This is a genomic window from Olsenella sp. AGMB03486 (assembly GCF_040884255.1).
Classification (GTDB): domain Bacteria; phylum Actinomycetota; class Coriobacteriia; order Coriobacteriales; family Atopobiaceae; genus Olsenella_L; species Olsenella_L kribbiana.
Map to the genome: position 1 here is coordinate 86,620 of NZ_JBEVTM010000006.1, position 25,761 is coordinate 112,380.

The 25,761-nt window shown below is 61.7% G+C and carries 24 protein-coding genes and 1 pseudogene; all 25 read left to right on the forward strand.

Translation table 11 applies throughout. The annotated features are described in order from the left end of the window. The first annotated feature begins 77 nt into the window (after positions 1 to 77). Positions 78 to 1,328: an endolytic transglycosylase MltG gene (mltG, locus tag ABVS03_RS04595; protein WP_330971817.1), complete on the forward strand. Its 1,251-nt coding sequence runs from the start codon at positions 78 to 80 to the stop codon at positions 1,326 to 1,328. A gap of 6 nt (positions 1,329 to 1,334) precedes the next feature. Further along, on the forward strand, positions 1,335 to 1,838 hold the full coding sequence (locus ABVS03_RS04600) for an HAD hydrolase-like protein (RefSeq protein ID WP_330971816.1): 504 nt from the start codon (positions 1,335 to 1,337) through the stop codon (positions 1,836 to 1,838). Next, a complete protein-coding gene (locus ABVS03_RS04605) occupies positions 1,835 to 2,308 on the forward strand; it encodes a prepilin peptidase (RefSeq protein WP_368018216.1) in 474 nt (157 codons plus the stop codon). Before ABVS03_RS04600 ends, ABVS03_RS04605 begins: the two co-directional genes overlap by 4 nt. A 101-nt stretch (positions 2,309 to 2,409) precedes the next feature. Beyond that, a complete protein-coding gene (locus tag ABVS03_RS04610; RefSeq protein WP_330971814.1) occupies positions 2,410 to 2,964 on the forward strand; it encodes a shikimate kinase in 555 nt (184 codons plus the stop codon). Then, entirely contained in the window at positions 2,961 to 4,166 is a 1,206-nt protein-coding gene (locus ABVS03_RS04615; RefSeq protein ID WP_368018217.1) for a 3-dehydroquinate synthase, read from the forward strand. The genes ABVS03_RS04610 and ABVS03_RS04615 overlap by 4 nt, the downstream gene beginning before the upstream one ends. A gap of 36 nt (positions 4,167 to 4,202) precedes the next feature. Further along, positions 4,203 to 5,339: a M24 family metallopeptidase gene (locus ABVS03_RS04620; RefSeq protein WP_368018218.1), complete on the forward strand. Its 1,137-nt coding sequence runs from the start codon at positions 4,203 to 4,205 to the stop codon at positions 5,337 to 5,339. A gap of 110 nt (positions 5,340 to 5,449) precedes the next feature. Continuing rightward, complete coding sequence (gene efp, locus ABVS03_RS04625; protein ID WP_330971811.1) at positions 5,450 to 6,019, forward strand: elongation factor P; 570 nt, start codon at positions 5,450 to 5,452, stop codon at positions 6,017 to 6,019. 209 nt (positions 6,020 to 6,228) lie between these two features. Next, positions 6,229 to 6,588, forward strand: a complete 360-nt coding sequence (locus ABVS03_RS04630) for an Asp23/Gls24 family envelope stress response protein (protein ID WP_330971810.1) — start codon at positions 6,229 to 6,231, stop codon at positions 6,586 to 6,588. Between the two features lie 5 nt (positions 6,589 to 6,593). Further along, on the forward strand, positions 6,594 to 7,241 hold the full coding sequence (nusB, locus tag ABVS03_RS04635) for a transcription antitermination factor NusB (protein ID WP_330971809.1): 648 nt from the start codon (positions 6,594 to 6,596) through the stop codon (positions 7,239 to 7,241). Further along, positions 7,241 to 7,405, forward strand: a pseudogene (locus ABVS03_RS04640) (exodeoxyribonuclease VII small subunit); the annotation flags it as partial. The gene nusB and the pseudogene ABVS03_RS04640, both read left to right, overlap by 1 nt. Before the next feature lie 50 nt (positions 7,406 to 7,455). Next, a complete protein-coding gene (locus tag ABVS03_RS04645) occupies positions 7,456 to 8,253 on the forward strand; it encodes a TlyA family RNA methyltransferase (protein ID WP_330971808.1) in 798 nt (265 codons plus the stop codon). 82 nt (positions 8,254 to 8,335) lie between these two features. Next, complete coding sequence (locus tag ABVS03_RS04650; RefSeq protein ID WP_330971807.1) at positions 8,336 to 9,190, forward strand: NAD(+)/NADH kinase; 855 nt, start codon at positions 8,336 to 8,338, stop codon at positions 9,188 to 9,190. After that, positions 9,191 to 10,828 carry a DNA repair protein RecN gene (gene recN, locus ABVS03_RS04655; protein ID WP_368018219.1) on the forward strand — a complete coding sequence of 546 codons (1,638 nt, stop codon included), beginning with the start codon at positions 9,191 to 9,193 and terminating at the stop codon, positions 10,826 to 10,828. 105 nt (positions 10,829 to 10,933) lie between these two features. Further along, on the forward strand, positions 10,934 to 12,580 hold the full coding sequence (locus tag ABVS03_RS04660; protein ID WP_368018220.1) for a CTP synthase: 1,647 nt from the start codon (positions 10,934 to 10,936) through the stop codon (positions 12,578 to 12,580). Between the two features lie 37 nt (positions 12,581 to 12,617). Beyond that, the gene (locus ABVS03_RS04665; protein ID WP_368018221.1) at positions 12,618 to 13,514 is read left to right on the forward strand and encodes a tyrosine recombinase; all 897 of its coding nucleotides are present in this window, start codon (positions 12,618 to 12,620) and stop codon (positions 13,512 to 13,514) included. 236 nt (positions 13,515 to 13,750) lie between these two features. Next, entirely contained in the window at positions 13,751 to 14,179 is a 429-nt protein-coding gene (locus tag ABVS03_RS04670; RefSeq protein WP_330971803.1) for an MraZ family transcriptional regulator, read from the forward strand. 20 nt (positions 14,180 to 14,199) lie between these two features. After that, a complete protein-coding gene (gene rsmH, locus ABVS03_RS04675; protein WP_330971802.1) occupies positions 14,200 to 15,177 on the forward strand; it encodes a 16S rRNA (cytosine(1402)-N(4))-methyltransferase RsmH in 978 nt (325 codons plus the stop codon). A 121-nt stretch (positions 15,178 to 15,298) separates the two neighbouring features. Next, positions 15,299 to 15,802, forward strand: a complete 504-nt coding sequence (locus ABVS03_RS04680; protein WP_330971801.1) for a cell division protein FtsL — start codon at positions 15,299 to 15,301, stop codon at positions 15,800 to 15,802. Positions 15,803 to 15,834: 32 nt separating this feature from the next. Next, entirely contained in the window at positions 15,835 to 17,682 is a 1,848-nt protein-coding gene (locus ABVS03_RS04685; protein ID WP_368018222.1) for a peptidoglycan D,D-transpeptidase FtsI family protein, read from the forward strand. Between the two features lie 18 nt (positions 17,683 to 17,700). After that, complete coding sequence (gene murF / locus ABVS03_RS04690) at positions 17,701 to 19,146, forward strand: UDP-N-acetylmuramoyl-tripeptide--D-alanyl-D-alanine ligase (protein WP_368018223.1); 1,446 nt, start codon at positions 17,701 to 17,703, stop codon at positions 19,144 to 19,146. Beyond that, complete coding sequence (gene mraY / locus ABVS03_RS04695) at positions 19,146 to 20,171, forward strand: phospho-N-acetylmuramoyl-pentapeptide-transferase (protein WP_330971798.1); 1,026 nt, start codon at positions 19,146 to 19,148, stop codon at positions 20,169 to 20,171. Before murF ends, mraY begins: the two co-directional genes overlap by 1 nt. A gap of 12 nt (positions 20,172 to 20,183) precedes the next feature. Further along, entirely contained in the window at positions 20,184 to 21,587 is a 1,404-nt protein-coding gene (gene murD / locus ABVS03_RS04700; protein WP_368018224.1) for a UDP-N-acetylmuramoyl-L-alanine--D-glutamate ligase, read from the forward strand. Further along, positions 21,587 to 23,134: an FtsW/RodA/SpoVE family cell cycle protein gene (locus tag ABVS03_RS04705; protein WP_330971796.1), complete on the forward strand. Its 1,548-nt coding sequence runs from the start codon at positions 21,587 to 21,589 to the stop codon at positions 23,132 to 23,134. The genes murD and ABVS03_RS04705 overlap by 1 nt, the downstream gene beginning before the upstream one ends. A 1-nt stretch (position 23,135) precedes the next feature. After that, positions 23,136 to 24,260, forward strand: a complete 1,125-nt coding sequence (gene murG, locus ABVS03_RS04710) for an undecaprenyldiphospho-muramoylpentapeptide beta-N-acetylglucosaminyltransferase (protein WP_368018225.1) — start codon at positions 23,136 to 23,138, stop codon at positions 24,258 to 24,260. A gap of 40 nt (positions 24,261 to 24,300) precedes the next feature. Continuing rightward, complete coding sequence (murC, locus tag ABVS03_RS04715; RefSeq protein WP_368018226.1) at positions 24,301 to 25,722, forward strand: UDP-N-acetylmuramate--L-alanine ligase; 1,422 nt, start codon at positions 24,301 to 24,303, stop codon at positions 25,720 to 25,722. The last annotated feature ends 39 nt before the right edge of the window (positions 25,723 to 25,761 follow it).

The window sequence follows — 25,761 nt, forward strand, 5'->3', positions numbered from 1 at the left end:
TGCTCAGGCACACTCAAGAAATCTGTCAGTCTGCCCTGTAGCCTTAAGGGTAGCTGCAAAGAAGCTAAGGACTGCCCATGAGCTCGACTCCCCGCCACGAATCGCACCAACCACGCCGCCGTACGGCAGGCCATGCTGTGGGGACGGTGCCGGCGACCCATCTTTCGTCGCGCACGGCCCAGGTGACGCAGAGGACGCGCGAGAAGAGCCGGGCGGGGCATGTACGCGAGGTCAAGCGCAAGTCGTCCCACGGACCGGCACCCTACATCCTGGGCACGATCATCGCAGTCGCGGTCGTCGCCTTCCTTGCGATCCGCGTCCTCCCGGGTGTGCTGAGCAGGATCGACGGTGCGGGCTCCAAGACGACGGTCGAGGAGGGCACCCAGGTCACGGTCACGGTGCCGAAGGGCGCTTCCGGCCAGACCATCTTCAAGACACTTGTCGAAGCAGGCCTTCTCGACAACAGCCAGTCGAGCGATTTCCTCACTGCCTACAAGAGCCATGGGGACGACGCACAGATGCAGGCGGGCACCTACACTTTCACGGCAGGAGCGTCCGTCGAAGACATCGTGAACGGCCTCATTGCAGGGCCCAGCTCGAGCTATGCCTACAAGCTGACAGTGCCTGAAGGCTATACGGTCGCAAAGACCGCTGCGGCTGTCGCAGAAGCCATCCCTTCCATCACGGCCGACGATTTCACGGCGCAGGCAAAGGCATCGAACTATGTGGCAGACTATCCGTTCCTGGCCTCTGCCCAGAACGATTCCCTCGAGGGATTCCTGTTCCCGAAGACCTACACGTTCAATGCGGATGTGGATGCCGACACGGTGATTCGTGCCATGCTCGACCAGTACAAGACGGAGATGGCATCCATTGACTTTGCCACGGGCGAAGCGCAGATCAAGGCAAAGTACGGCATCACGATGTCTGACTATGATGTGCTGACCATGGCGTCGATTATCGAGCGCGAGGCTGTGACGGACGATCAGCGCGCAAGCATCTCCTCTGTCTTCTACAACCGTCTCCAGGCTGCCATGCCGCTCCAGAGCGATGCGACGATGGGCTATGTGACAGGCGGCGAAGTGACGGCAGACGACCTCAAGCAGGAATCGCCCTACAATACGTATCTCAACGAAGGCCTGCCGCCAACACCTATCTGCGCACCGAGCCTTGCCTCCATCCAGGCTGCGCTTGCTCCTGCCGACACGAACTATCTCTATTTCTATATCGTGCAGGAGAATGGCCAGACGACCTCGAGCTTCTCCGAGACGTATGACGAACATCTCGCAAGCATTGCTGCAAGCAGCAATGCAGAGACCGGGGAGTAGGAGAGCGTGTCTCTCTTCGAGGCAAGCCGCTATGTCGCACGCATCGAGCTCATCGATCTCGGTGCGCTCTGGCAGGAGGGCGTGCGCTTCCTTCTCATAGACCGCGACAACACCTGCATGGCTCGCTCAACGATGCGCGTCGAACCTCCGGTCGCTGCCTGGTTCGCAAAGGCGCATGAGATCGGCTTTGCGACCTGCCTCGTCTCGAACAACTTCCATGGGACAGATGTCGAGAGGACGGCAGAAGAGCTTGGCTCTGCCGTCGTCCACCATGCGATGAAGCCAGCACCGTTTGCGCTTGCGCATGCGCTGGCCCGCGAAGGGTTCTCTGCAGCAGAGACCGTGCTTGTGGGAGACCAGGTCTTCACGGATGTCGTGGCAGGAAACCTGGCGCATATCCCGACCATCCTTGTGCATCCGCTCTCGACGACAGACCTCTGGTATACGCAGATCCTGCGCCTCATCGAGCGTCCGCTTCTTTCCGGCCACACTTTCGAAGGCGACCGATGATTGTCTGTGCCGCCCTGGCGCTCGCCTTGGCGGTAGCCGTGGAGGATGCACGCAGCTGCCGTATCCGGAACAGCTTCTGCCTTGCTATGGCAGCCCTGGGCCTTGCCTTCCAGGCGGTGCGCATCTGGGCGCCTGAGCTCTCAGGCGTGCTTGCCTTCCATCTTGCGGATGAGACTTCTGCCCCCCAGGCCGTTCTGGCAGCTGCGCTCCTTGAGCTCCTTTGCGGTGCAGCGCTCGAGCTTGCATGGCGCAGGATCCATGGAGCCTCCGGCATGGGGCTCGGCGATATAAAATACATTGCTGCCTGGGCAACGCTTCTGGGGCCTGGCATCTTCGTGCCGCTTGCTGCGGCAGCGCTTGTGGGCGCCCTGGTCACGCTCGTTCAGAAGAAGAAGCGCTTTGCCTTTGGACCCTATCTTTCGGTCGCATTCTCCTGCATGCTTGTGCTCCTGTCCTCAGACATCCTCTGATGCCCTGTTTTGATGCAGGATGTACGTGTGCTCTCCTCTGACAGGACAGCTTCGATCTCGATGATAGAATCAAGGAGATCAGACTGTGTTTTTCGGAGGTTTTGGTGGACAGACCATGCAATGGATATGTCGTACATGAAGGGTGCGATCATATCTTCTTCGTCGGCTTTCTCGGAGCCGGCAAGTCCACGGTGGCAAGAAATATCGGATGCCTCTTCTGCCGGCCCTATGTGGATACCGACCGCATGGTCGAAAGGATCCGCGGCAAGAGCGTCTGCGATATCTTCCGCGAGGATGGGGAAGAGTCGTTCCGCGATACGGAGACCGAGGTGCTCAGAAGCCTCAGCGAGAAGAAGTCGCTGCTCGTGAGCTGCGGCGGCGGCATCGTGGAGCGCTCCGAGAATGTCGACCTCATGCACAGCATGGGCAAGATCGTATTCTTGGATGGAGATCTCTCCGATTCGCTGAGGCAGATCCAGCACAAGGAGACACGGCCCGATCTGGGCGGCTGTCTCAAGGAGACGAGCGCCTGCTATAATCGCCGGCGTCCCCTCTATGAGGCGGCGGCAGACTATACGATCGATATCAGGAACAAGAGCTTCGAAGAAGTCGCTTGCGATGCGTCGAAGCTTCTATGGGAGGAAGGGCTGCTATGAGCGAAGAAGAGCTTGGGACGAGCGTCCCTCAGGGCAACGGGGATGCTGCACAGGCTCCTGCCGATGTGGCTGAGGCTGCCGAAGTCCTTCAGGAAGAGGAAGCGCCGAAGTCTCCTCTGGCTGAGACGACCCGCCAGTGGGTGTCGCTTCCGGGCAGCTCCTGCAATGTCCGCATAGGCTCGGGCAACCTCGAGAACTTCGGCCACGACCTCAAGAGCTCTGTCGGAAAGCCTGCGAAGGCTGCGCTCCTCGTGTCTGACAAGGCGGATCCGGACTTCGTCCAGGAGCTCCTCTGGCAGCTGAACGATGCCGGCTTCCAGGCGCTCAGGGGCTCTGTGCCGGGAGAGCTCACGCTTTCTGCGACAGATGAACTCTTCGGCGAGCTTGACAGGCTGCATATCACGTCGGATGACCTGATTGTCTGTGTCGGTGCTGCCCCTGAGCTCTCGCTTGTCTTATATGCTGCCGGCGCCTGGTGTGGCCGTACGCCGGTCTGCGCCTTGCCGCTCGATCTCGAGGCACTTGTCTGCGCAACCGTCACGCCTGAAGGAATCTCGGTCGGCACGCACAGGGATATGGTGTCTGGCCATAACAGCCTGAAGAACGTTTTTGCCGACTTTGCCCGCATCGACCTCGGACCTTCCGAGAAGCGTCTCCACGCCTATGCGACGATGGTCGCGACTGCGGTCTCCGATACGGAAAAGGCATTCGAAGCGCTCTATAACAGGCGCGATGCCCTCGCCGAAGCTGACGAGGTGGCACTGCGCGAGCAGGTGAACGAGACGCTCAGGAGCCGCGGCCGCATTGCCTCCTCGACCTCTGTTGCCGTGCGCCAGTCGCTTTCCTACGGCGTCACGTTTGCAGAGGCGCTGAGCCATCTTGTGGAAGGCGTTCCCGCCTCGACGCTTCTGGCCGAAGGCCTGCGCTTCACGGCACGCGTGGCTGTGACCGAGGAGGACTTCAAGGTCGACGATATGCTTGCCCAGGACGAGCTGCTCTCAGTACTGGGGCTGGGCACGGTCAGCGCCACGGTAGATCCCGATGCGCTCCTGCACGAGATGCGCGCCTGCGCACATCTGCGCTCGAACCGCTTCATGCTCGCCGTGCCGCGCGCTTTCGGACGCGTCCGTCTCGCGACGATCGAGGATGCCCGCCTCAAGGCGCATCTCGAGGCCTGGTGCGCACAGCACCAGGCGGACTAGTTGCTTGGTACATTCAATCGGAAAGGATCTCTTGCTATGGCAGATCAGGAAATGGGAAAGGTGCGTGTTGCACGCCTTCGTGCCCTCATGCAGGAGTATGGATATGACGCAGTCGTGCTGCGCCACAATCCGGATCTGCGCTGGCTCACAGGAGCCGAGCGCACGTTCGACGACGAGGTCGCACATACGGCCTTCGTGACCCGCGAGGGCCAGTGGCTCCATACGGATTCGCGCTACTTCGGCACATTCCAGGATCGCCTTGGCAAGGATACGGACTGGCAGCTCGATATGGATGCCGTGAGCCATCCGGCCTGGACAGCCTCCCTGATCAAGAAGACCCATGCCCGTGTCGTCGCGATCGAGGACACGGCAGACCTTGCCTTCTTCGATGCGCTCGAGGCAGAGCTTGGCCGCCAGTCGGCGGCATGCCTCCTGCCGCGCATGCATGGCACGGTCTCGGCGCTGCGTGTCGTGAAGGACGCCGAAGAGGTCTCCCTCATGCGCCATGCCCAGACCATCACGGATGCTGCCTTCGAGCACATCTGCGGCTACATCAAGCCGGGACTCACCGAGCTCCAGATCAGGGCAGAGCTTGAGAGCGCGATGTTCGACCGCGGCGCCGATGCGCTCTCGTTCGACACGATCATCGCAAGCGGTCCGAACGGTGCCAACCCGCATGCCCAGCCGGGGGAGCGCCGCGTCGAGGAGGGCGACCTCATCGTCATGGACTATGGTGCCGGCTACCATGACTACCATTCGGACATGACAAGGACTGTGTGCGTCGGCAAGGCGACAGATGAGCAGAAGAAGGTCTACGCCGTCGTCCGCAAGGCGAACGAGACCTGCGAGGCAGCGATCCATGCCGGTGTCATCGGCGTCGATATCCATAACCTCGCCGTCAAGGTCATCTCCGATGCCGGCTACGGAGACTACTTCAAGCATGGTCTCGGCCACGGTGTCGGCCTCCAGATTCACGAAGCACCGTACTTCAGCCGCTCCGGCGCTCCTGCCGAGCACGGCGTCATCCCTGCAGGATCTGTGATCACGGTCGAGCCGGGCATCTACCTCCCGGGACGCTTCGGCATCCGCCTCGAGGACTTCGGACAGGTGACCGAGGACGGCTACGACGTCTTCACGGCATCCGCCCACGACCTCGTCGAGATTCCCTGCTAGGACCCACATCTTCACACTTTGTGTAGTCGCTCCGGCTTGCCTGCATGAGCTGGAGCGACGTCGTATACTGATAACGTTTCGGAGTTTTACGGATAGGAAAGAGATCAACCGTGGCAACGCAGACCATCAGCACCGCTGATTTCAAGAACGGCATGGGCCTCAAGATCGGCAACAAGTACTACACGATCGTCGAGTTCCAGCATGTCAAGCCGGGCAAGGGCGGCGCATTCGTGCGCTACAAGATCAAGGACCTGCGCGATGGCCGCACGATCGACCAGACCTGCAATGCAGGCACGAAGTTCGACAGCGTGCAGCTCATCACCAAGGAGATGCAGTATCTCTACAACGACGGCGTCGACTACTACTTCATGGACAACGATACGTATGAGCAGGTCGCTGTTCCTGCCGACTTCATCGGCGACAACGCCCAGTGGCTCGTCGAGAACGACAACGCCTCTCTGCTCTACGCTGACGATGAGCTCCTCGGCGTGACGCCTGCCATGTTCATCGAGGTCGAGATCACGCAGACCGACCCGGGCTTCAAGGGCGACACGGTCCAGGGCGGCACGAAGCCGGCCACGATCTCCACAGGCGCTACGATCCAGGTGCCGATGTACCTGAACCAGGGCGAGAAGATCAAGGTCGATACGCGCGACGGCAAGTTCGTCCAGCGCGTCTAGCCTCTCGCACAATGAGGGATGCCGCGTCCCATCTGGCGGTGGGGTGCGGCATTTTTCTATGCAGACAGGCCCTGCAATGTGGAAACCTTGGGAGCAGCTGCCAGCGCGCTTCCAAGATGCGGCCCTGCCTCTGGGCTATTTGCGTATACTGGGTATGACCATAAGCAAGCCGGAAAGCTGGCTTTCTGGCGGATGCGGAAGGACGTTCTATGGACGAGCTCTCCATCTCTGGCATTGGCATCTCCCGCCGCGTCATCGCGACCGTCGTTGCGCTGGCAGCAGAAAAGGTCGAAGGAGTCGCCTCTGTCGGCGGCAATGATACGCTTACCTCGAGCCTCATCAGGGTCTTCACGGCCAAGAGCCTCGATGTCGCACAGGCAGTCGAGTCCGAAGAAGAGGACGGCCGCCTGCATATCACGGTCCATCTGTCGGTCTTCTATGGCTACCCGTTCTGCGAGCTTGCGCAGAACGTGCGCCAGGCAGTCGCAGATGCCGTGTCCGAACAGATCGGCGTTGAAGTATCGGCAGTCGATGTCTGCATCGACAGCCTCGTATTCCCCAAGGAGTAGAAGCCTTGTCAAAGCAATCGTCAAAGCAGTTCAAGGGACGCACCCTTGCACGCAGCCAGGCCCTGCAGATCATCTTCCAGGCAGAGGCAACGGGCCGTGCCGTGGATGAGGTGCTCGATGGGGACTATGCCCTCTCCGAGGGCCCGCTCGATCCCTTCGGCGAGCGTCTGGCACGTGGCACCTGGTCGCTGCGTCCCGGCCTTGACCGCATCATCGACTCCGTCGCTACGAACTGGTCGCTCTTCCGCATGCCGGCAGTCGACCGCAATCTCCTGAGGCTTGCCCTCTATGAGATCCTCGAGGTCGACGAGGTCGAGCTGCCTGTCACGATCGACGAATGTGTCGAGCTTGCCAAGGCCTATGGCACGGACGAGTCGAGCCGCTTCGTGAACGGCGTGCTCGGAAAGATTGCACGCGAGCTCGAGGCAGGACGCGACCTCAAGCGCGAAGCTGAAGAGGGGACCGAGGAGGCAGAGGCGCTTGCCGCTGCAGCCCCCGAAGCAGAAGCCCCCGAAGAAGAGCGCGAGTGGCCTGCCTATGGTGCCGAGATCCGTGCCGAGGAAGAGGCTGAAGGTGCCGAGGAGGGCACCTGGCAGCCGGGCGAGGATCCAGAAGACGCCGATGAGGCCGCAGAGCCGGGCGAGGACGCGTAATGGCCAAGATCGATACGTCTGCCTACAAGACCTTCGACGAGATTGCGGGCAGGCTCGATGAGATTGCCGGGCAGGTGCGCCAGAAGGATACGTCGCTCGAGCGTTCGCTCGACCTCTTCGACGAGGCCATCGCTCTTGGCTCCAAGGCAGTCGATATGGTCGACGCCCAGGATGCAGAGCACGCGGGCACCCAGACCAAGGAGGGCTAGGGCCTGTGGCACGGCGCAGAAGGCTCGATGAGGAACTTGTAGCGCAGGGCTTCTTCCCAACAAGGGACGAGGCCCTGCGTTCTGTCATGGCAGGAGATGTCTCGACGACAGACCGCCGCATGGAATCTGCCGGCGAGCAGGTAAAGCCCGGCATCGAGCTCCATGTGAGAGGGCACATCCCGTTCGTGAGCAGGGGAGGACTCAAGCTCGAGCGGGGTCTCAACGCCTTCGATGTGAAGCCAGAAGGCCTTGCCTGCCTCGATGTGGGCTGCTCGTCGGGAGGCTTTACGGACTGCCTTCTCTCCCACGGGGCAAGAAGCGTCCTTTCGGTCGATGTGGGCTATGCACAGTTCGACTGGTCGCTCCGGAACAATCCCAGCGTCGAGCTCCTCGAGCGCACGAATATCGTCGATGTGCCGACGCCTGAGCGCATGGGCACGATCGATCTTGCTGTCTGCGATGTGTCGTTCACCTCGGTCGTCTCCATCCTGCCTTCCGTCATGGAGCTCCTGAAAGATGACGGGGCGTTCCTGACGCTCGTGAAGCCGCAGTTCGAGGCAGCGCGCGATGAGGTGGACGAAGGCGGCATCGTGCACGATCCTGAAGTGAGGCTTGAAGCTCTCATGAAGGTGGCCGGTGCCTTTGTGGATGCAGGCCTTGCCATCAAGGGTGCCTGCGAAAGCCCGATCACGGGTGCCAAGGGCAACCACGAATACCTGCTGTATGGCAGAAGGGGAGAGGCTGGGCTGGTGCCAGACCTCTCTCAGGTTGTCAGGGAGGGCGAGACCTTCATCGCTTCATAGAACATCTGTACGTCTGTGCTGTAAGATGGCGCTTGATGCTACACTGGGCGTACGGAATCGATGGAACGAAGGTGAACTGACGGTGAAGGTGCTTCTCGTACCGAACTATGGACGCAGCGATGCGCTTCAGGGCGCGCACAATCTTTCCGGCTGGCTCGAAGCCGAGGGGCATGAAGCCGTGCTTGCCCCCGACAAGAAGCGCCACGAGGAAGAGCGTCCCGGCCTTGCTGATGGCATGGACCTCGTGATCTCGCTTGGCGGCGACGGCACGCTCCTGCGTGCTGCCCGTATCGTCGGCTACCGGGAGATTCCGCTCATGGGATTCTCCTATGGGCATCTCGGCTTCCTTACCTGCGGCGGTCCGAAGGACATGCGCACGACCGTCGCAGCGGCGCTTGCAGGCGAGCTCCATTCTTCGCACCGGGCGACCCTTGCCATCGAGGCAGAATATGTGCTGCCGGACGGAAGCACCTATACCGAGAAGAGCTTTGCCCTGAACGATATGGCTGTGACCCGGGGCGGTCTCGGCGATGTCATCTCCTTCGATGTCGGGGTCTCGGGAAACCACATCGACAGGATCCGCGGCGACGGCTTCATCGTCTCTACGGCGACGGGCTCGACCGGCTATGCGCTGGCAGCAGGAGGCCCTATCGTGACGCCGGAGTTCACGGGCATGGTCTGCGTGCCGATCGCTCCCCATACCATCCTGGCCCGCGCCTTCCTGACAGCGCCTTCAGATGTCGTGGAGATTGACATGTCGGAGGAGCGCCCGGCAGAGCGCAGCGTCCTCGCCGATGGCCGCCTCATGGGCCATGGAGGACGGGCCATGCATATGCGTGTCAGGCGCGGGGAGGGCGACATCATCCTCCTCGACTACAATGCGCAGAGCTTCTATTCGTCCGTTTCGCGCGTCTTCTACGGGAAAGTGGCCAAATAGATGATTGACGAGATTCAGGTCAGAAATGTTGCCCTCATCAAGGAAGCGGAGATAGAGCCAGCAGAAGGCCTCACCGTGCTTACCGGCGAGACTGGCTCGGGCAAGTCTGCTCTGCTCTCGTCCCTGAAGCTTCTTGTCGGCGACAGGGCAGATGCCTCTTCGGTCAGGGAAGGCGCAGATGGCCTCGAAGTGCAGGGCCGCTTCTTCACGGATGATGGGGAAGAGGATGGCCATATCGTGCGGAGGCGCCTCACCGCTGATGGACGCGGCAAGGTCGATATCGACGGGCATATGGCATCAGTGAAGGAGCTCGCACAGACGCTCGGCCGCACGGTCGATCTCTGTGGCCAGCATGAGCACCAGAAGCTTCTCGATGTCACGACGCATGTGCAGCTTCTCGATGCCTTTGCCGGAGAGCCTGCAGCTGAGGCACGTGAAGCCTACCAGGAAGCGCTCAGGAAATCTGACGCAGCCCATCGGGAGCTCAGGCGTGTCGAGGAGGCGAGCCGTGCCTCCGAGGAGAAGCTCGACGAGGCGGCATTCGTGCTCTCGCGCATCGATGAGGTCGGACCTTCAGAGGAAGACTATGCAGAGCTCGAAGAGGCGCTGCCGAAGGCAGAGCATGCCGAGGCACTCATGCGTGCTGCCGAAGGGGCACATGAGGCGGTAGCAGGAGACGATGGCGTCTCCGATGTGCTTTCTGCGGCAGTCGCCGAGCTGAGGGAGGCAGCGCGCTTCGACGAGAAGCTCGGAAAGCTGGCTGATGCCCTCGAGAGTGCCCTCATCGAGGCTGAGGATGCTGCATCGGAGCTCAGGGACTATGCCGACTCGGTCGAGCTCGATCCCGAAGAGCTCGAGCATCTGCAGGAGCGCGAGGCTGCCTATCAGAGGCTCATCCGTGCCTATGGCCCGGACCTTGCCCATGTGCTGGCACGGAGGGCGGAGGCAGAAGAGACCGTCTCTGCGGCGCAGGATGGGGGAGAGCGCGTACGCAAGGCGAAGAAGGCGCTCTCCGCTGCCGAGGCCGAGCTTGCAGAAGCTGCAAGGCAGCTCTCTTCCGTACGTGCGAAGGCAGCGCCTGAGCTTGCAGCTGCAATAACCAAGGAGATGGGGCAGCTCGAGATGGGCACAGCCTCGCTCGAGGTCTCGCTCGAGCCGCTTCCACGCTCGCAATGGACGCTCGAGGGCCCTGACCATGCAGAGCTCATGTATCGTCCCGGTGCCGGGCTCTCATCGCGCCCCCTTCGCCGCATCGCCTCGGGCGGCGAGGTCAGCCGTGTCATGCTGGCGGCAAAGGTCGTGCTCGGGGATGCCGACGAGACGGATACGCTCGTCTTCGACGAGGTCGATGCCGGTGTCGGCGGCGCCACGGCGAATGCGTTGGCCGAGGTGCTCAAGAAGCTCTCGCGCACGCATCAGGTCATCGTCGTCACGCATCTGGCGCAGGTTGCCGTCATGGCAGACAAGCACTACGTCGTCACGAAGACGGAAGGAAGCGTGCCCGAGACGAAGCTCTCCGAGGTCGAGGGAGATGCGCGCGTGCATGAGATCGCACGCATGCTTTCGGGCGACGAGTCGGAAGCTTCGCTCAGCCACGCCCGCGAGATGCTCGAGCGCGTGCACGCCTCGTGGAATTGATGCAGGAACCGTTTCTCGGACAGGTTCTTGCCTCACGTGCGGAATGAACCGCGGTATTATATAGGTCCGTACGAAGAGCAAAGCAACGCGTATGGAAGGGTCCTCATGACCAAGCACATCTTTGTTACGGGCGGCGTCGTTTCTTCCCTTGGAAAGGGCATCACGGCAGCTTCCCTTGGCCGGCTCCTCAAATCCCGTGGTTACAAGGTGATGATGCAGAAGGCCGATCCCTACCTCAACGTTGATCCTGGCACGATGTCGCCGTTCCAGCACGGCGAGGTCTTCGTGACCGAGGACGGGTATGAGTCCGATCTGGACCTCGGCCACTACGAGCGCTTCATCGATGAGAACCTGACCCGCAATTCGAATTTCACGACCGGCGCAATCTACTCCTCGCTCATCAAGCGCGAGCGCAGGGGCGATTTCCTCGGCGGCACCGTGCAGGTCATCCCGCACGTCACGAATGCCATCAAGGAGCGCTTCCGCCGCATCGAGGAGCAGTCGGGAGCCGATGTCGTTATCACCGAGCTCGGCGGCACGATCGGCGATATCGAGGGCTCGTCGTTCGTCGAGGCAATCCGCCAGTTCCGCAAGGAAGACGGCCCAGGCAACACCCTCGTGATCCACGTGAGCCTCGTGCCCTATATTGCCGCTGCCCATGAGGTGAAGACGAAGCCGACGCAGCACTCCGTGAAGGAGCTGCGCTCCATGGGCATCCAGCCTGACTTCATCGTCTGCCGTTCCGACCATGAGGTCGAGGCACCGATTCGCGCAAAGATTGCCCACTTCTGCGACGTCGATGAGGATTGCGTGTTCGAGAACTCCGACTGCCCGTCGATCTACGATGTGCCAGCGCACCTCGCCGAGCAGGGCTTCGATCTCAAGGTCTGCGAGAAGCTCGGCCTCGACCCGCGCGAGAGCGATATGAGCTCCTGGTACAGCTTCACGTCTGCCATGCATGCAGCGAAGCAGAAGCCGGACAAGACGAAGATTCGCATCGTCGGCAAGTATACGCAGCTGCCGGATGCCTACCTTTCCGTCATCGAGGCCTGCGGACATGCAGGCGTCTACTTCGGCCGCAACCTCGACGTCGAGCTCGTCGACGGCGAGGAGCTCACCGAGGACAACGTCGAGGACGTGCTCGGCGATGCTGACGGCATCCTCGTGCCGGGCGGCTTCGGCCAGCGCGGCGTCGAGGGCAAGATCCTCTCTGCCCACCTTGCCCGCACGGAGAAGAAGCCGTATCTCGGCATCTGCCTCGGACTCCAGGTCGCTGTCTCCGAGTTCGCCCGCAATGTCGCTGGCATGCCGGGCGCCAACTCCACCGAGTTCTCGCCGGACTGCGAGTATCCGGTCATCGATATCATGCCTGACCAGGAGGATGTCACCGAGAAGGGCGGCACGATGCGCCTCGGTGCCTACCCCTGCAAGGTCAAGCCGAACACGCTTGCCATGGAGGCCTACGGTGAGCCGCTCGTCTATGAGCGCCACCGCCACCGCTATGAGGTGAACAACGCATTCCGCGACAAGCTGACGCAGGCCGGTCTTGTAATCTGCGGCCTCTCTCCTGACGAGCGCCTCGTCGAGATGGTCGAGCTTCCCGAGGATGTGCACCCCTGGTTCGTTGCCAGCCAGGCACACCCTGAGTTCAAGAGCCGCCCAACGAAGCCGGCACCGCTCTTCCGCGAGTTTGTCCGCGCTTCCATTGCCCACCACGAGGGCTGCGCACGCCAGAGCGTCCAGCCGGAGTAGGGCGCACTTGGATCTTGCATCTGCACGGAAGGAATTCATGGGCTACCTCGCTTTCGAACGAGGTAGCTCTTCTCATACCGTGGAAGCCTATGGAAGGGACCTCGAGCGCTATGTGAAGGCGCTCGAAGAGAAGGGCGTGACCGAGCCCGACGACGTGACCCGCCCTCTCATAGAGGAGCATCTCGAGCACCTTGCCGAGGAGAGCTATGCCCCGTCTTCAGTTGAGCGGGCGCTCTCTGCCATCAAGAGCTTCCACCGCTTCATGCTCCAGGAAGAGATGTCTTCTGTCTCTCCTGCAGCAGCACTGCCGCTTCCGAAGAAGGCAGAGCGCTTGCCCGATGTCCTGAGCGTCAGGCAGGCGCTCGCGCTTCTCGACCAGCCCTTCCCGAAGACGGCGGCAGGACAGCGCGACCGTGCCATCATAGAAGTGCTCTATGGGTGCGGCCTTCGCGTCTCGGAGCTCACGGGCCTCGATGTCGGGGCGGTATCGCTCGAGGACGAGGTCGTGCGTGTCATCGGCAAGGGAAGCAAGGAGCGGCTCGTCCCGCTCATGGGAAGCGCCCACGAGGCGCTTGCGGAATACCTCTCCGACTGGAGGGGAGAGCTCGTCTCTTCGAGAAGCGGCGCTGCGGTCTTCCTGAATGTCCGCGGCGGCAGGATCTCGCGGCAGTCCGTCTTTGCAATCGTCGAGCGGGCAGGACGCGTCGTCGGCATAGACGGCCTCCATCCTCATACCCTCCGCCACAGCTTTGCGACGCACATGCTCCAGGGAGGAGCAGACATCCGCATCGTGCAGGAGCTTCTGGGACACTCGTCGATCCAGACGACGCAGCTCTATACCCATCTCGACAGGAGCCATCTTCGGATGGCATACCTCTCGGCGCACCCCCGGGCGCGCAGGGAGCGGGAGCAGCCACACAATTCCGACAAATGACCGCCGAGCCGGGCGGTGCCATACCACGCCTTCGAGCTTCGGGTTTGTGGGGGCAAAAGAAAGAGACCGCTAGATGTTGTGGGGGTGCAGGCGCGTGTGCCTGCACCCCTTTTTATCTGCGGAAATGCAGTTTGGTGGGAGAAAGTGGGACAAAGGGTTGGAAAAGGGGGCATCGAGACGTTATAGTTGGATACACGCTTTGAGAGGGGACAGGCCGAGTCGTCGGGAGGTGGCAGATGTACCTGACGGGCGAGAAACAGCTCAAGCTCGATGCCAAGCTGCGTCTTACCCTGCCGGCCGACTTCCGCCGTCAGTTCGGCGACCGCGTCTGCCTCGTTCCTCTCAAGGACGCAATCTGGGGCTTCACTCCAGAAGGCCACGAGGCCTGGACCGCCTCCTATTTCCCGGATGGCTTCAATCCGAGGGACAGGGAGCAGGACAAGCTTCAGCGAACGCTCATGAGGAGGACCGTGACGGTGGACATCGATGCCGCCGGCCGTGTCGCGCTCAGCAAGGTTCCCGAAGAGAAGCTTGCGAAGCTCGGCATCTCCCGTGACGTCATGGTCATCGGCAACCGCGACCACTTCGAGGTCTGGGATTACCAGCACTTCGAGGAGCTCAACGCCGAGGACGATGACGACCTGGACGACCTCATGTTCGACTAGCCGGAAAGGAGCAGCTCCCGTTGAAAGTCGAATATCGGCATAATCCCGTCATGCTCTCCGAGGTGCTGGAGGCCCTGGACCCCCAGCCTGGAGAGGTTGTCTGCGACTGCACGCTCGGAGGAGCGGGGCACTCGGTCGCTCTGGCCGAGCGCATTGCTCCTACCGGCCTCTCGATCGGAATCGACCAGGACGATATGGCTCTTGCCGCCGCAGCGGAACGCTTCGGCCGCGAGGTGCCCAGCGCCCGTCATCGGTTCCTCAAAGGCAACTTCGGCGACCTCGACCAGCTTCTGGTCGAAGCCGAGGTGCCCGGCGTAGACTGCTTCCTCTTCGACCTCGGGGTCTCGTCGCCTCAGCTCGACATACCCGACAGGGGCTTCTCGTACCACGAGGACGCTCCTCTGGATATGCGGATGGATCCGAGGAACAACACTCTAACCGCACAAGAGGTCGTGAACACCTACAACGAAGCAGACCTCACCCGGATTCTCCGCAGCTATGGAGACGAGAAGCATGCAGCATCCATCGCGCGCCACATCGTGCGCGCCCGCGAGAAGGCGCCCATCGAGACGACGCTCGAGCTCGTGGAGATCGTGAAGGCAGCCATTCCTGCCCGCGACCGCCGCCATGGGGGACACCCGGCACGCAAGACCTTCCAGGCCCTGCGCATCGAGGTGAACCACGAGCTGGATGTGCTGGAGAGGGGACTGCGCGCTGCCATCCGCTGGGCCAATACAGGCGGCAGGATCTGCGTGATCTCGTACCACTCGCTCGAGGACCGGCTTACGAAGCATGTGTTCTCCGAGCTCTCTCAGGGGTGCATCTGCCCGCCGGACCTTCCGGTCTGCGTGTGCGGACATGTGCCGATAATCGAGGTCAAGACCAGAAAGCCCCTGGCCGCGACCGAAGAGGAAGTGCGCTCGAACCCACGGGCGCGCAGCGCTCTGATGCGCGTGGCAGTCAAGCTCGATGTCACACAGGCTCAGGCGCAGACCTGATGCTCACGGCCCCTCCGGACCGTCTGCATAGCACCCAACGCACCAAGGACGCAGCACCACCGCACCATAAACGAACCACAACGCACTACCAATGCAGACAACAGATGAGGGGTATTTCGGTATGAGGTATGAGTCCTCTGAGGCAGTCCGCCTCGACGGATATGATATGCGCTCGAACATGCGCGAGGCCTCGGCCAGCCCCTCTTTCGATGTATACGAAGGCGGCGGGCTCGATGCCCGCGTCCGCCAGGGCGTCACGCACCAGTTCCTCGTGAAGCTGGTCCGCGTCGCGCTTGTCGCGGCAGCCATCTGCGCGCTCGGCTTTGCCCGTGTTGCGATCTCGACGGCGACCGTCTCAGCCCTCCAGGCAAATGAGTCCCTCGAGAGCCAGGTCGGCGATGCCACGGCCCTCTACAACGACCTCAAGGCGTCGAAGTCGGCGCTGTCGAGCGTGTCGCGCATCGAGCGCATCGCGACGCAGAACTACGGTATGGTCCTCGAGGACCCCGAGGTCATCTCTTCGACGGCATCCTCCTCTGATAGCGCTGCTGCCTCTTCGACCGATGGCACAGCATCCCTTTCTCAGACTGACGCAGAGACTGCGAATTCTTCGAATGTGGAGTAGGGGCGCGCTCCTTCTGGCGTAAGCTCATCCACATGGACAGACAAGACAGACACAGCAGAGCGAACGGCCCCGAGAGGGGCCGCTCGTCGTACGACGAAGTGGTCCAGAACCGCGAGGCGCGTGCCCGCAGGCGCGAGGAGCGCGCACAGCGCGAGGACAGGCAGTCCCGGCGGCATGGACACACAGACGGCGGCGGCATCCTCTCCCATGTGAAGGGCATGGATGGCCGCCTTGTCGCGGTTTTCTGCATCCTTGCTGCGCTTGCACTCGTCGTGTGCGGACGCCTCTTCTATCTCCAGATCCTCCAGGGCCCTGAGCTCACGCAGATGGCAGCAGACAGTCGCACGAACGAGATCACGCTCACGGCAAAGCGTGGCACGATCTACGACCGAAACGGCAATGTCCTCGCCATGAGCGTCGATGTGAAGACCATCTACTGCAATCCTTCGCTTATCAAGGACAAGGACCAGGCAGCTGAGATCATGGCAGAGACGCTTGGCGGCTCGAAGGACGACTATCTCGAGATCGTCGATAAGGATACGACGTTTGCCTATATCAAGAAGAAGGTCGACACGACGACCGCCTCGACGCTCGACGACAAGCTCGACGAAGCCGATATCGAAGGCGTCTATTTCCTCGATGACACGAAGCGCATCTACCCTTATGGCTCTGTCGCGGGACAGGTCCTCGGCATGGTCGGCTCGGATGGCCAGGGCCTCACAGGCCTCGAGCTCTACTACAACGATGTGCTCTCCGGCCAGGATGGCTCCATGATCATGGAGACAGGCGCTGACGGCACGCCTATTGCAGGCGGCGTCGCTGAAGTCACGAAGGCGACCGCAGGCTCCGATATCGTGATCTCGATCGATGTGAACATCCAGGAAAAGCTCGAAGAGGTCCTGACTGAAGGCACGGAGAAGTACAAGGCAGACTCGTCGTCCGCCATGGTGACAGACCCGAATACGGGAGAGATCCTGGCAACCGCATCGACCCCTCTGGCCGACCTCTCGGATACCTCCGAGCTCACGAACGAGGCGCTGAACCTGCGCATGGTATCGGACCTCTATGAGCCGGGCTCCATCTTCAAGATACTGACGATGGCATCCGGGCTGGTGCACGGGACGTTCAGCACCGATACGATCTTCAGCGTGCCGGTCCAGATCCAGGTCGGCGACGACTATGTCACGGATGCCATCACGCGCTACTCGACCGAAGACATGACGGTCTCGCACATCCTCGAGGAATCCTCGAATGTCGGTGCCATCCTTATGGCCCGTGCTGTCGGCGCAGAAGGCTTCTCCTCCACAGTGTCGAGCCTGGGCATTGGCCACAGGACCGGCATTGACTATCCCGGCGAGGCGACGGGCATGGTCACGGACTACGACAACTACACGTCGACGACGATGTCGGACATGGCATTCGGCCAGGGCCTGGCCATTCCTCAGGTGCAGATGGTCCAGGCTGTCGGTGCCATCGCGAACGGCGGATCGCTCATGACGCCACACTTTCTGATAGAGAAGGCCGGCGAGACCATGCAGTGGGACTCGAAGGGAACGGTCTGCACGCAGGATGTGACCGACCAGGCATCGAACGTCCTCGAGTCTGTCATCGAGAACGGCACGGCAAAGCATGCAGCCGTGGAAGGCTACAAGGTCGCCGCAAAGACCGGCACGGCACAGATGACGGAAGACGAGGAAGGCTACGCCGAAGGCAAGTACATAAGCTCCCTTATCGGCTATGCGAATGCCGACGATCCTCAGGTGCTTGTCTATGTTGGTTTGAACGGCACGCCTTATCTTGCAGAAAGCTCATCAGCCTACATGTTCTCGAGTATCATGAGTGAGGCGCTTAAAGATATGGGAATCAAGCCCGTGTCCTAGAGGAGATACTGAAACAGCATGCTGAAAATGACGATTGACGAGCTGATCCACGCAACGGGAGCAGAGCTCGTGGCCGGCAGCCCCAAGCACACGTTCGAGGGCTGCGTGATCGATTCGCGCAAGGCACAGGAAGGCTCGCTCTTCGTGGCCTTCAAGGGCGAGAAGGTGGACGGCAACCTCTATGTGGCCAAGGCTCTCGAGGCGGGAGCTGCCTGTGCCGTGGTCACGGAGGAGCCGAAGGAGGACGCGCTCGCATATGCCCGCAAGGGAGGCTGCGCTATCGTCCGTGCGGCACATGACGACCCGGAGGAGTTCATGCTCCGCCTTGCCACCGCCTGGCGCCAGAAGCATCCTGACTGGATCGTCTGCGGTGTCACAGGCTCGGTCGGAAAGACCACGACGAAGGACATGTGCGCCGCGGCGCTCTCTGCCCGCTGGCGTGTCCACAAGACCGAAGGCAACTTCAACAACCTGATCGGCGTGCCCCTCACGCTCTTTGCCGCTCCTGACGATGCCCAGGCGCTCGTCGTCGAGATGGGCATGAACCATGCTGGCGAGATTCGCCGCCTGGCTGCAGCAGTGAGGCCTACCGTCGCTGTCATCACGAATGTCGGCACGAGCCATATCGGCAATCTTGGCTCGCGCGAGAACATCGCCCGTGCGAAGGCAGAGATCGTCTCCGGCATGAGGCCATCGGCTGAGACCTTTGCCGGCATCTCGCCCTGCCTTGTCCTCAATGCGACAGATGACTTCACGCCGTTCATCGAGAAGGGCTTTGCCCGTCCTGCCGGCCTTGAGGCCGTGAAGGTTGCCGGCAGGGAGAGCTCCTGCACCGCGACCGATGTCGAGCTCGACGAAGAGGGGCGCGCCTCGTTCACGCTCCATATGGAGGGCGGCTATACGCGCCCGGTCAGGCTCCGCATCCCGGGCAGGCATGCTGTGACGGACTTCTGCTATGCCATGGCAATCGCAGACCGCCTGCATGTGGACCGCGAGAAGGCGGCAGCTGCGATCGAGGGCCTCGAAGCCTATCGCATGCGCCTCGACGTGAAGGTCGCTGCAAACGGCGTCCGCGTCATCGACGACACCTACAACGCAAGCCCTGCATCCATGGCAGAGGCACTCGACGTCCTGCGCTCCATGAAGTGCGAGGGCAGGCGCATCTGCGTCCTCGGCGAGATGGGGGAGCTCGGTGCCGAAGCTGAGCGCCTGCATGGCTATGTCGGCGCCTACGTGGCTGCCGTGCGCCCCGACCTCTTCGTGACCATAGGCCACGACCTTGCGGCCGCCATGGTCGAAGGTGCCCGCACTATGGGCCTCTCCGAGGATGCCATCGCATCGTTTGCCACGGTCGAAGACGCCGCCAAGGCTATCGTGCCGGTTCTTGAGCCGAAAGATCTCGTCCTCGTGAAGGCATCGCGTGCCGAGGGACTTGACGCATTTGTCAGAGAGGTGCTTGCATAATGATTCTCATCGGTTCTGCTGCCTATCCAAGCTATCAGGTATTCCTGGCCTCCGGCGTGGCTGCGCTCCTCACGGGCATCCTCATGCCGCCCTTCATCCGCCTCATGAAGCATGAAGGGCTGGGACAGCAGGTGCGTGCAGATGGCCCGAAGCGCCATCTCATTAAGCAGGGCACCCCGACCATGGGCGGCATCATCATCCTGGCAGGCATCATCATCACGACGATTCTCATGGCACCGGGCTCCCCGAAGCTCGCTCTTGCCATCTTCGGCATGATCGCCACAGGCGCTCTTGGCCTCCTCGACGATATCGAGTCGGTTGCCCACAAGCGCTCGCTCGGCCTCACGCCGTCCCAGAAGATGATTGGCCTCACGATCATCTGCGCCATCTTCGGCATTGTCGCCGTGAACGTCTGCGGCATCGCCCCCACGATCGAGTTCCCGGGTGGAGCCACCATCGACCTCGGCGTCCTCACGACCACGATCAACGGCGTGCACATCCCCTGGCTCTATCTCATCTTCGTGTTCCTGCTCCTTGCCGGCTTCTCGAACGCCGTGAACCTCACGGACGGCCTTGATGGCCTGGCAGGCGGCACGGTGCTTGTCGTCATGGTCGTCATGGCCATGGTTGCCTTCAACGAGGACGAGCTCGGCCTTGCGGTCTTTGCAGCATCCATCGCAGGCGCCTGCGTCGGATTCCTCTGGCACAACTGCTATCCTGCCTCGATCTTCATGGGCGACACGGGCTCCCTTGCCCTGGGTGGCGCCTTCGCGTCCCTTGCCATCCTCACGAAGACCGAGATCTGCTCTCTTGTCATGGGTGGCCTCTTCATCGTCGAGGCGCTCTCCGTGATCATCCAGGTCGTGAGCTTCAAGACGCGTGGCAAGCGTGTCTTCCTCATGGCTCCTCTGCACCATCATTTCGAGAAGAAGGGCTGGAGCGAGACGAAGGTCGTCATCCGCTTCTGGATCGTGTCGGCGGCATTTGCGGTACTGGGCTTCGCGCTCTATTTCCAGCTCGGCTAGGAGGCTTTGGCGATGGCGAAAAATACGGAAAAGCTCGGACGTGTCCTCATCCTCGGTCTTGGCGGAACCGGTGCGGCAGTGGCGCGCTACTGCGCGAAGCGTCTCGGCGGCAGGGTGGAGTCTGTCACCATCGTAGGCGGCAAGGCAAGCCACGAGGGGCCGCTCGCAGAAGAGCTCCGCTCGCTCGGATGCACGGTCCAGCTTGGGACCGAAGATATCGAGGGTGCATACGACCTTGCTGTCGCCTCGCCTGGCATCTCCGAGTTCTCCTCCTTCTTCCAGACGGCGAAGGAGCATGCTTCCGAGCTCATAGGGGAGCCCGAGTTCGCCTATCGCGAGAGCCCCGAGAACTGGGTCGCCATCACCGGCACGAACGGCAAGACGACCACGACGACGCTCTCCTGCAGGTTCCTTGAGGAGGCTGGCATGCAGGCAGAGACCGTCGGCAACATCGGCACGATCATAACGAGCAGGATCGACGAGAGACAGGAGGGCTCCTGGTTCGTGGCTGAGCTCTCGAGCTTCCAGCTTGCGACGACGAAAAAGCTCCACCCGAAGGTGGCAGTGCTCCTGAATGTCACGCCTGACCACATCGAGTGGCACAAGACGCTCGAGAACTATGCTGCCGCGAAGGAGAAGATCTTCCAGAACCTCGGAGAAGGGGACCTTGCGGTCATCTCTGAGGACGACGAATGGTGCCGCGCCATCGCAGGGCGTGTCCGTGCCCGTGGCGTCCGTGTCTGCTCGCTCAGCGTGAAGGCGGAGCCGGAAGGCCCCGATGCCGCCTTCCTCAGGGGAGACGAGCTCATCGTGCGCCTGGGCGGTGCCGAGCACGATCTTCTGAGCCGCCAGGACATGGTGCTTGAAGGCATCCACAACGCCGAGAATGCACTTGCTGCATCGGCGCTGGCGCTCCATGTCGGCGTGCCGGTCGAGACGGTCAGACAGGGCCTCCGCTCCTTCCATGCCCTCGAGCACAGGATCGAGCCGTGCGGCGAGGCGGGAGGCATCCGCTTCGTGAACGACTCGAAGGGAACGAACACCGATGCGGTCGAGAAAGCGCTCGAAGCCTTCCGTCCGGGCCATATCGTGATCCTGCTGGGCGGCCACGACAAGGGGACCGACCTCACCTCGCTTGCGAAGAAGGTTGCGTCGCGCTGCCGCGTTGCCGTCTGCTACGGCGCTGCTGGTCCGAGGATCGCCGGAGCCATACGTGCGGCAGGAGGCACAGCCGAGGTCCTCGAAGAGCCGCATATGCGCGAAGCCTTCGCACGTGCCGTTTCTGTGGCCATCCCCGAAGACGTGGTACTGTTGTCACCCGCCTGCTCCTCGTTCGATGAGTTCCACAACATGGAGGAACGTGGCGAGCTATTCAAGAAACTCGCAGCCGAGTATTGTGCAGGAGTCCGAAGCTGATGCCAAGTGCCCAAGCGACAAGGAAACAGAGCCGGGAAACGTTTGCCGGCAAGCATATGCGCGCCATCAGGGGCGTGCCGGCACGGTTCATGGCACCAAGGCTGATCGTCATTGCCTGCTCTGTCTTCCTTGCCCTCTTCGGCCTCCTCATGATCTATTCGTCGTCGTCGATCACGGCGCTCAATTCTGCGTCCTTCGGCAACGATCCGACATACTTCCTCACGCATCAGGCCATCAACCTCGCTATCGGCACTGCGATGGCTGTCGTCATAGCAACACGCGACTACCACTTCTGGGCACGCGGGCCGGTGTTCCTTGCGCTCGTCATGCTCGTCGTCCTTCTGCTCCTCCTCGTCGAGACGCCGTTTGCCGGTCAGGATGCCTATGGTGCAACGCGCTGGATTGCCGTCCCTGGCTTCGGCACGCTCCAGCCCTCCGAGTTCGCAAAGCCTGTCGTGATCCTCGCCGGTGCAGGCGCTCTTGCCCGGTACTATGAGGAGCATTCGATCGACCGCCAGGAGCTTGTCCTGCAGATTGGCGCGGGCATCATAGTGCCGCTTCTCCTCATCCTCTTGCAGCCTGACAAGGGCACGACCATCATCATCGGCGCCACCCTCATCGTCATGGCCCTCATTGCCGGCTTCTCGTGGAAGGTCGTCGCCGGCGCGTTCGTGGCGGGTGCCATCATCTTCGGCGTCTATTCCTATCTGGATGGCTATTCGAGGCAGCGAATCATCACGATGATGAACCCGTGGGAAGACCCCTACGGCTCCGGCTATCAGCTCATCCAGGGCTGGTATGCCTTCGGATCGGGTGGCCTCTTCGGTGTCGGCATCGGCTTCTCGCACCAGAAGTACGCCTATCTGCCCATGGCATACAACGACTTCATCTTCGCGATCGTGGGCGAGGAGTGTGGCCTTGTCGGTACCATCGGCATCGTCTGCATCTTCCTCCTTCTGCTCTTCGCGAGCTACAAGATTGCAAACTATGCGCCGGACCTTCTGGGGCGTCTCATTGCCTGCGGATGCTCGACGATCCTCGTCGTGCAGCTTTTCGTGAACATCGGCGGCGTGCTCGGCCTCATGCCCCTTTCAGGCAAGCCGGTTCCGTTCCTGTCGTATGGCGGCTCGTCGATCATGAGCTGCTGCATCCTTGTCGGCCTCATCCTCTCGGTATCCAGGTCCTCGATCCTGCCTGAGACCGAGCATGACCGTGCGCGCTCCCAGCTCCGTGTCGCAGATGGCACGGCAGCACGTGGCGGCACGGGTGTCGGCGAGGTCATGACAAGGTCGGAGAGCAGGGCACAGGCGTCTGCTCCGACGTTCAGGGTCGTCGAGGGCGGTGCTTCGGTACATGCCGAAGTCCGTGCCCACGCAGAGGCAAGGGCAGCGCGGCGTGCCTCTGAGAGCCGGAGCTCCCGCGATCTTATGGATCCGGCCTCTCGGCTCAGGCGTCCCGATACCGGGCCGCAGGTCAGAACGCGCACGCAGTCGCCCCATCTCAATCAGGAAAGCACCGGACGCAGACGTCCGAGGAGAGGAAGATAGCATGGCACTCAAGGTCGCACTTGCTGCAGGTGGCACTGCAGGACACATCAATCCAGCCCTTGCGCTTGCAGAGGAGCTCAAACGCCGTGGCCACGAGGTGAGCTTCTATGGGCAGCCGAACCGTCTCGAGGCAACGCTTGTGCCTGAGGCAGGTTTTGACTTTTTCCCGACGAGGATCTCGGGCTTTGACCGTGAGCGCCCCTGGACGCTCATCTCCGCATTCGTGAGGATGACTAAGGCAGAGCGTGCAATCGGCAGCCATTTTCAAGAGACGGGCGTGCCCGATGTCGCCGTGGGATTCGGCGCCTATGTCGAGATGCCGCTTCTGCGCTGGTGCTCGAGGCACGATGTGCCGGTCGTCGTCCATGAGCAGAACTCGGTGCCGGGCCTTGCGAACAAGATGTGCTCTGGATTCGCACGCACCCTCTGCCTCTCGCTTCCTGAGGCCATGCCTGCCTTCGAAGGCAGGCTCAGCAAGGATACGAAGGTCGTCGTCACGGGCAACCCGGTAAGGCGCTCCGTCATCTCTGCGACGCGTGCCGATGGCAGGCGTGCCTTCGGCGTGCCGGAAGATGCACGGATGCTCCTCGTCTTTGGAGGCTCTCTTGGTGCCCATCACCTGAACGAGGCGCTCTGCGAGATGAAGGATGAGCTCCTCTCGAGGAAAGATCTCTATGTCGTGCACTCGACGGGCAAGGATGACGCAGAGTTCGTCGAGAAGACGCTTGCCCTCACGCCAGAGGAGAAGAAGCGCTATCAGGTGAAGCCCTACATCTCGAACATGGGCGAGGCGCTTGCGGCAGCAGACTGCGTGATTTCCCGTGCTGGCGCCTCCTCGATTGCAGAGATTGCCGCCCTTGCGGTGCCAAGCCTGCTCATTCCGTATCCGAAGGCCACTGCCGACCATCAGACGACGAATGCGCACTATCTTGTAGATGCAGGCGCTGCACACCTGCTTCCGGATGCCGAGGTCGAGACCGAGCGCTTCCGCGAAGAGGTCCTGTCGCTTGTCGACAACGCGGAGGAGCGCGGAGCGATGAGGAAGGCAGCAGAAGGGCTCGGGCAGGCACATGCTGCTGCGGCCCTGGCAGACGAAGTGGAACGTGCTGCTCAGGCAAAAGCCTAGAGCATAGAAGAGTTTGGACGTCTTGAAGGAGAGACCAGACATGGCTGAAGGAACTTCCGCATTCAAGAGCGCGCATTTCATCGGCATCGGCGGTGCAGGCATGAGCGGCATTGCGCTCGTGCTGCATGAGCGCGGCTGCAAAGTGACCGGATCCGACCTCAAGGCATCGCGCTATGTGCGCGAGCTCGAGAACGCCGGCGTGAAGGTCTATGTGGGACATGAGGCAAGCACGATCGACGAGGTCGCACCTGACGTCGTCGTGATCTCCACAGCCATCCCGGAGACGAATCCGGAGCTTGTGCGTGCCCGCGAGCTTGGCATCCCCGTGTGGCCGCGCGCCCGCATGCTGTCGGCACTCTCTGATGGCGCCTGCACGGTCGCTGTTGCCGGAACCCACGGCAAGACGACGACCTCGTCCATGATTGCCACGATGCTCGACCGCATGGGCAAGGATCCTTCCTTCCTCATCGGCGGCATCGTCGAGGGCTATGACACGAACGGCAGGAACGGCAACGGCGGCTACTTCGTCTGCGAGGCAGACGAGTCCGATGGCTCCTTCCTCTACCTCAACCCGAACATCGCCGTCATCACGAACATCGAGGAGGATCACCTCGACCACTACGGCACCCTCGAGAACATCGAGAAGACGTTCTGCAAGTTCATGAGCCTCGTGGGCGATTCCGGCACCATCGTGATCATGGGCGACAACCCGCACTATGTGGAGCTTGCCAAGTCGACCGGACGCTCTGTCGTGACCTATGGCTTCAAGCCGGAGAACGACTATGTGTGCGAGCCAGAGGATACGCACCATCAGCTCGAGAGCCACTTCACGGTGAAGACGCCCAAGGGCACGACAGAGAAGATCGTCATCCATGCGAACCCGGGCAAGCACAATATGCTGAACGCCACCGCATCGCTTGCCGTGGCCGATGTCCTCGGCTTCGACCTCGACGATGCAGCAAAGGCTCTCTCGAGCTTCCAGGGCGCCCGCAGGCGCTTCACGCATGTCGGCGACCGTGACGGCATCACCGTGATCGACGACTATGGACATCATCCCACCGAGATTGCAGCGACGCTCTCTGCTGCTGCCGATCTCGAGTTCAAGCGCATCATCGTCGTCTTCCAGCCGCACCGCTACAGCCGCACGCAGGCCCTGGCGCCGCTCTTCGGCACGGCCTTCGACAAGGCAGACGTCCTCCTTGTGATGGATGTCTTCTCGGCAGGCGAGATGCCGATTCCTGGCATCTCCGGCAAGACGGTCGCAAACGAGGTCCGCGAGCATGGCCATGTGGGCGATGTCGAGTATCTGCCGAACCGCAAGGAGCTTATCGAGCGCCTCGTCGAGATTGCACGTCCGGGCGATATGGTCATCACCCAGGGTGCAGGCGATGTCACGAGCATGGGCCCTGCATTCCTGAAGGCGCTTGCCGAGCGTGACGAGAAGACAGAGCAGAAGGACTAGCAGCCAGGTCCTGAGTAGGGAAGAGCCAGGCCAGGAAGG

Bases quoted from the DNA above. Each gene is read 5' to 3' on its own strand.
- ABVS03_RS04660 (WP_368018220.1), top strand. From the start codon at position 10,934: ATGACCAAGCACATCTTTGTTACGGGCGGCGTCGTTTCTTCCCTTGGA.
- recN (WP_368018219.1), top strand. From the start codon at position 9,191: ATGATTGACGAGATTCAGGTCAGAAATGTTGCCCTCATCAAGGAAGCG.
- ABVS03_RS04605 (WP_368018216.1), top strand. From the start codon at position 1,835: ATGATTGTCTGTGCCGCCCTGGCGCTCGCCTTGGCGGTAGCCGTGGAG.
- mltG (WP_330971817.1), top strand. From the start codon at position 78: ATGAGCTCGACTCCCCGCCACGAATCGCACCAACCACGCCGCCGTACG.
- murD (WP_368018224.1), top strand. From the start codon at position 20,184: ATGGCGAAAAATACGGAAAAGCTCGGACGTGTCCTCATCCTCGGTCTT.
- ABVS03_RS04620 (WP_368018218.1), top strand. From the start codon at position 4,203: ATGGCAGATCAGGAAATGGGAAAGGTGCGTGTTGCACGCCTTCGTGCC.
- murG (WP_368018225.1), top strand. From the start codon at position 23,136: ATGGCACTCAAGGTCGCACTTGCTGCAGGTGGCACTGCAGGACACATC.
- ABVS03_RS04685 (WP_368018222.1), top strand. From the start codon at position 15,835: ATGGACAGACAAGACAGACACAGCAGAGCGAACGGCCCCGAGAGGGGC.
- ABVS03_RS04665 (WP_368018221.1), top strand. From the start codon at position 12,618: ATGGGCTACCTCGCTTTCGAACGAGGTAGCTCTTCTCATACCGTGGAA.
- ABVS03_RS04670 (WP_330971803.1), top strand. From the start codon at position 13,751: ATGTACCTGACGGGCGAGAAACAGCTCAAGCTCGATGCCAAGCTGCGT.
- ABVS03_RS04705 (WP_330971796.1), top strand. From the start codon at position 21,587: ATGCCAAGTGCCCAAGCGACAAGGAAACAGAGCCGGGAAACGTTTGCC.
- ABVS03_RS04680 (WP_330971801.1), top strand. From the start codon at position 15,299: ATGAGGTATGAGTCCTCTGAGGCAGTCCGCCTCGACGGATATGATATG.
- murC (WP_368018226.1), top strand. From the start codon at position 24,301: ATGGCTGAAGGAACTTCCGCATTCAAGAGCGCGCATTTCATCGGCATC.
- ABVS03_RS04615 (WP_368018217.1), top strand. From the start codon at position 2,961: ATGAGCGAAGAAGAGCTTGGGACGAGCGTCCCTCAGGGCAACGGGGAT.
- ABVS03_RS04630 (WP_330971810.1), top strand. From the start codon at position 6,229: ATGGACGAGCTCTCCATCTCTGGCATTGGCATCTCCCGCCGCGTCATC.
- murF (WP_368018223.1), top strand. From the start codon at position 17,701: ATGCTGAAAATGACGATTGACGAGCTGATCCACGCAACGGGAGCAGAG.
- mraY (WP_330971798.1), top strand. From the start codon at position 19,146: ATGATTCTCATCGGTTCTGCTGCCTATCCAAGCTATCAGGTATTCCTG.